Genomic DNA, 5,154 nt, shown 5'->3' with positions numbered 1-5,154 from the left:
CCGAAGTCGCATCAGCCGACTTCGAGGGAAAAGAACCAGACCATACTTTCACCATCTGTCACGTTGCGATGCCACGGCAAGTCATTCTCAGCTCGGCACTCAATGACTTACCAACCGTTCGTAAATTGACTGTAAGTGCCCCAACCGTACGGACTATAGAAGTTGTTGAAACCTTCTCCGCTGTTTTGGGCATTTCCGTAGTTGTTCATCGCGTCGGTGCGATTGTAATTAAAGTTCGCCCGGCTGTTGCCGTTGTTGTAGGCTTCGGGACTGGTATATCCGTAGCCGTAAGGGCCGAATCCGTAACTGGGATAATTATTGATATTCCGTCCGTAACCACCGCGAAAGCCGGGGCTATTGACTGCGTTAACTTCTCCACCCTGTCCGTAGACCCCTTGGCCGTACGCGTTGTAGTAACCGCCAGGTCCCATCACAATTCGTGGTCCGGGACCGTATGCGTTCCCAGTACTCGACAGCGTGAAGAAGGAGACTGCGCAGAACATCAATGACCAGTGGAAAGCTCGTTGTACCATTTCTCCACCTCTGACTGAGACGTTTCGATTACTGCGGCGTGCATCCCGACAAATGTGAACTGTCTACTTTGCTTCTGTTTTGGGCTGAGCACGTTTCGCGGCTACCGGGCCCTTCTGGCGAATCTCCCGGAGTTGATCCAGTTGTTCTTTGGTCAGAACTTTCTCGATTGAAACCAGCTTATCGGCTTCGAGGGAGAGCAAACGAGCATGGAGCCCCTGAATCTCACGGTTCAATGCTCGCAGACGAGGTCGGTATTTTTCCTGAATACGGTCGGCCAGTTCTTCCTGCTCTTCCGTCAACGAAACACCGGACTCATTCAGTTCGTCGTTCACACCTTCAATCGGTTTTGAGCGAGGAGCTTTGGCGTCATCCGATGCCGCTGTTGCAAGTTTTTCATGCTGAGCCATCTTACGCCGCATCTGCTGGATTCGCGAACGCTGCTCCTCTGTGAGACGATCTTCCACGGCTGCCATCAGTGCAATTTCCGCCGCGATCGTCTGCATGTATTTGTCGCTGAACTGCTTCCAGACGGCATTGATCGCCGCGTCATATTTTTCCGCGACCTCTTTCACCTGGCTCTGCTGTTTTTCCGAAAGGTTCAGCTTCTTGAGGCTGTCTCCCAGTTCCACCGAGTTTGGCGCAGTGGCCGAGGATTCGGGCTTCTTCTCGCTCTTATCCTGAGCAATGCCTTCGTTAAGCCACAAGAGACTGACGATTGCAACCAGACTTAGCTGGCCTAAAACCGCCCCCGCAGATAGAAAGAGATTCGACGATGGGCAGTCCCCAAACGAGCTTGCGGCGTTTCGCATCTGAGTAACCCTGTTAACGAATTCGGGAATTGGCCGAGCAGACCTTCCGCTCTACTTTTCTACGGCGTCATTCTGAAGGGACGTCGCCGAAATTAAAAGCGGAAGCAAGAGAATGATTTCCGCAAAACCTTTCGAATAAGGAATCTGCTGAAATTGTCGATTGTCTGCTGACATCAGAGACGACAGTGCACACGTTCGCCTCGTCTGGATTGCTCACCGTTCACAGCCATTGGCCACCGTATTGGCACTCCGACAGCCCCGTAGCGAACTGTAAAACACGAAGATCCGCCCGCAGCTTGACTCCCGGGTCAACTCATTGTGGCCAGACAACAGTCAGCGACGATGGCGTGAATTCGACGTCGCAGAGGTGCATCGGATGACTCCCAACGCTTGACTTCCAACGCTTGGAAGTACGTTCACGTGAGAAGAAACACCTTCGATTAGGACTTCGCAGCCGTCTGTTCCGCAGCGAGTTCGGCCATGCGTTGAGCAGGGACAACCAAACGGTCCCAGTTCTTAAGAAGGTAATCCGGGGGCCCCCCCTTGTTCGCAACGTACTGAGCGACTTCAATCGTAGGGACCAATTCGATCGCGTCCCAAGGGCAGACAGTCAGTTCGTACGGGTCGGACTTTTTCGTGGGGATGTGGACACAAACTTCGCATCCCACACATCGTTCGACATCAATTTCACACCAGGACTGCAGCACTGGTATCGATTCGCCCTGAACCTTGTAGATACAGTCAACGGGGCAGACTTCGAGACACGCTTCGCAGCCGGTGCAATTGTCTGCGTTGATGACAGCCACTTCTTTTGGAAGCTTCTTACGGGAACCGGCTTTTGCCATGGCAACGTACCTCGTGCAGATGGATTCAGTCGTTTTTGACGTCGTGACTCAAACTTGTCTCTGACGAAATGCACAGGAGTAGATGGGTTGTGCCGAAAGCACTGAAAGCCTGCCCGGCGTGTCGGCGCCGAATGACACAGGCTTGAAACAGTGCGTCGCAGCGACATTCATCAACTATATCGATTTTGTCCATCTCAGGGCGAGGGGACAAGTCAAGGTTTCTCGACTTTTGGAATCGATCAGTCGGTTCCGCAGAATACCGGAGCGGCCAATTGACGACCGTTTGCCTGCCCCGGGGTGATACTGAAAGGAGGATTCACTGGAATGAAAATCGCCGATGGAGAGGATTTCATGCCCCCCACCGGCGACGATTTTCAGTACCACGCTTTTCCTGCGCGAAGGAAAAATGGGTCTGGGCATGCACTTCCACAGCACGATGAAAGTCGTTATGCGGCAACGACTGCTCTGGAATGAAACCGTCGATATCGAGTGACGCGCTGCTGTTATCATTCGTGCAGCAGTCGATTCCCAGACTCTCGGGCTGGCTATTGCTCGGGATCGGCTTCGGGCATTTCTGACGATTCGGCTTCTTCTTTTACTGGTTCTTTTACTGGGGCCTGCTCACCCTCTTCAGGCGTGATTTCCGGAAGTAGCGGCAGCCGATCAGGGAACCGATGATAGACGGGATACGAATGTCCGGTCTGCCGAAGGCAAATCACCAGTCCGGCTTCAGTCGCCATGTAGATGCGATCAGTTCGATCGTTGCTTGGTCGGACCACAAACCGGTGGAGCGGAAGCGAACCAATTGCTGCTCCATTCTCCCGAGAAATCATCACCAGATTCCCATCGACGTCAGAGGCCGCGACTGCATCTCCTGTGGCGGCAATAAAGTGTGTGAGATCTGGTTTCCACCACCGTCGATCGCCGGTGTTCGGATCCAGGCTGTAAAGCCCACCGCGGTCTGGAATAACGTAAAGTTCGTTATCGAAGGCGACAGGTGCTTTTCGAACGGGCAAACCCGATGTGAACTCCCACCGGATCTTCCCCTTGAACAAGTCCAATGCGAAGAACGTGAGGTCCTCCGACGCCATGAACATGTTGCTTCCGTGCGATGCGAGCGGAGCCACAATCGCCTGATCAGTCTCCAACTGATAAATCAACTTCCGGTTGGCAGCACTGATCGAGTAAAGCGAACCATCGCGGCTCGCAAAATTAACAACACGCCCGTTCGTAATCGGAGGGGAAGTAATTTCCTTTCCCGCTTTAAACGTCCAGACCTGGGCTTCCAGTGACCACTGAGGGAGTCGACGCTGCTCGAACAGCCGCTGAATTTTGCTCAGACTGTAGGCATGCAGCATTCCATCGATCGTACCATAGTAGACCTGCGTATCATCAGCAGCAGGACCGGTCGACGGTTGACCGTCCAGGACCAAAGTCCAGATCGTGCGGCCAGTCCGTTTATCAAGACCGTACATCGTCGACCCGACGATGATCATGGCTTCTGTTTCGTTTGAAATCGCTGCGAAGCTCGGCTGATCGAAGCGTCCCAGTTGGACTGCCCACAACTGCTGGCCGTTTTCTGCATCGAAAGCGGTCGTGACTCCGGACGAAGACTGCACGTAGACGATGGTTTCGTCGATCGAAACGTGCTTCACCTTATCCCGATGAGGGTTGGTGACAGCCTGTCCCCACCAGGCCCGCTCCAATCCGATCCGAGTCAGCTGCTGATGTGTCGGAAGTGGGGCATCACCCTTCAATTGGGCGTGAACCGGCAAAGCGGCCGTCACTGTCACCAACGCGACCATCGTCAATACCCGCAGGGATCTCGTCATCTCTTCGCTCTCTTCGGATTGTTTGAACGTCTACGGGCGGTCGAAGTACCAGAAACCTGTTACAGCCTTTGGACCGGTGAGCATCATGACTTCGGCGAATTGCCCTGTCGGATATGAATTCTGAATCGAAAGTCGGATCGTCGCTCAAGATCCAATCTGATCCCCTATCCTACCGATTTACCCAAACTGATCGCCAGCGGTTGAATCGACTGATTTCCGGGAAACTGCACTTCATTTCTCCAAGCGCCCTATAAGATGGAGCCGACCAATAGGAGACTCAACAGTCAAATCACTTGACCGACCTGAGACGGTTATGCTGACAATAACGCTTCTCATGAAAAGTCAGTCGGTGCGCGACCTGAGTCCGCAGACTGGGCGTAACCGGCAATTCTCCGACGCCAAACAAACTGTTGCGATCTGAAACGAATTGGACATAGAATCTTGAGTGATCCAATCCGGCCCTGCCGCTACGTCCCTCAGGGAGGTGAGAGATGAGTCACCCCTATTCATATCAGATTTCTCTGCACTTGCTGTCCGCAGGAGCGCGACAACCTCACCGCCGGTATCTGTTCACCGTCGCACTGACACTGGCGGGGTGGTCGTTAATCGCCCCCAACGCCGCAAAGGGTGACCTTGTCAAATTGCTGAACGGAGGCGAAGTCCGCGGAAAGATCACGGCGGGGATTGGAAGCGAGGGGAATATCCATTTGCAATCGATGACGGGTGCCACCATTGTCATCGAAAGCGAACAGGTTCAGTTTGTGACGACAAGACCAGATATCGTCGAGGAGTACGAATCACGATCCCGACGAATCAAGGACGATGCAGAGGCTCATTGGGAGCTGGCGGAATGGTGTCGCCAGCGAGGCCTTCTTCCGCAGCGCGAACATCACTTGCGGCGAGTGACGGAACTGAACCCTGACAACGACAAGGCGCAGTCGCTGCTTGGTCGAGTCTGGCATCAGGGCCAGTGGGTCGACAAAGACGAGCTGATGACATCGCAGGGATACGTGAAGTACAAGAACAAGTACATCACACCTCAGGAACTGGAGGTCATCGAAAATACTGCGGATGAGCTGGAACGCGAACGGGGATGGTTTCAAAAGATTAAACTGTGGTACGGCTGGCTGGACG

The 5,154-nt window shown here is 53.7% G+C and carries 5 protein-coding genes and 1 pseudogene; 2 read left to right on the top strand and 4 right to left on the bottom strand.

Going from position 1 to position 5,154, the window contains the following annotated elements:
* Nucleotides 1-107: 107 nt before the first annotated feature.
* From VGE80_RS21485 to VGE80_RS21475, 3 genes are all read right to left on the bottom strand, one after another.
* Nucleotides 108-533, bottom strand: coding sequence for a hypothetical protein (locus tag VGE80_RS21485; protein ID WP_373650852.1), 426 nt, complete (start codon nt 531-533; stop codon nt 108-110).
* Between the two features lie 63 nt (nt 534-596).
* On the bottom strand, nt 597-1,343 hold the full coding sequence (locus VGE80_RS21480; RefSeq protein WP_440594065.1) for a hypothetical protein: 747 nt from the start codon (nt 1,341-1,343) through the stop codon (nt 597-599).
* Nucleotides 1,344-1,783: 440 nt separating this feature from the next.
* Nucleotides 1,784-2,188 (bottom strand): indolepyruvate ferredoxin oxidoreductase subunit alpha, encoded by a 405-nt coding sequence (locus tag VGE80_RS21475; protein ID WP_373650850.1) that lies wholly within the window; start codon nt 2,186-2,188, stop codon nt 1,784-1,786.
* A gap of 337 nt (nt 2,189-2,525) precedes the next feature.
* On the opposite strand from VGE80_RS21475, the gene VGE80_RS21470 reads away from it, so the two are divergent.
* Nucleotides 2,526-2,681: a hypothetical protein gene (locus VGE80_RS21470; protein ID WP_440594064.1), complete on the top strand. Its 156-nt coding sequence runs from the start codon at nt 2,526-2,528 to the stop codon at nt 2,679-2,681.
* 52 nt (nt 2,682-2,733) lie between these two features.
* Here the strand turns inward: VGE80_RS21470 and VGE80_RS21465 are convergent, their stop codons facing one another.
* Nucleotides 2,734-4,020, bottom strand: coding sequence for an outer membrane protein assembly factor BamB family protein (locus VGE80_RS21465; protein ID WP_373650849.1), 1,287 nt, complete (start codon nt 4,018-4,020; stop codon nt 2,734-2,736).
* A gap of 491 nt (nt 4,021-4,511) precedes the next feature.
* On the opposite strand from VGE80_RS21465, the pseudogene VGE80_RS21460 reads away from it, so the two are divergent.
* Nucleotides 4,512-5,154 (top strand): annotated as a pseudogene (locus VGE80_RS21460) (hypothetical protein); the annotation flags it as partial.

Origin of the sequence: Schlesneria sp., from assembly GCF_036405755.1 — a bacterium.
Classification (GTDB): Bacteria; Planctomycetota; Planctomycetia; order Planctomycetales; family Planctomycetaceae; genus Schlesneria; species Schlesneria sphaerica.
Note: the sequence above shows the minus strand (reverse complement) of the source record. Positions and strands in the feature narration are given on the sequence as shown.

Bases quoted from the DNA above. Each gene is read 5' to 3' on its own strand.
- VGE80_RS21485 (WP_373650852.1), bottom strand. From the start codon at position 533: ATGGTACAACGAGCTTTCCACTGGTCATTGATGTTCTGCGCAGTCTCC.
- VGE80_RS21480 (WP_440594065.1), bottom strand. From the start codon at position 1,343: ATGCGAAACGCCGCAAGCTCGTTTGGGGACTGCCCATCGTCGAATCTC.
- VGE80_RS21475 (WP_373650850.1), bottom strand. From the start codon at position 2,188: ATGGCAAAAGCCGGTTCCCGTAAGAAGCTTCCAAAAGAAGTGGCTGTC.
- VGE80_RS21470 (WP_440594064.1), top strand. From the start codon at position 2,526: ATGGAGAGGATTTCATGCCCCCCACCGGCGACGATTTTCAGTACCACG.
- VGE80_RS21465 (WP_373650849.1), bottom strand. From the start codon at position 4,020: ATGACGAGATCCCTGCGGGTATTGACGATGGTCGCGTTGGTGACAGTG.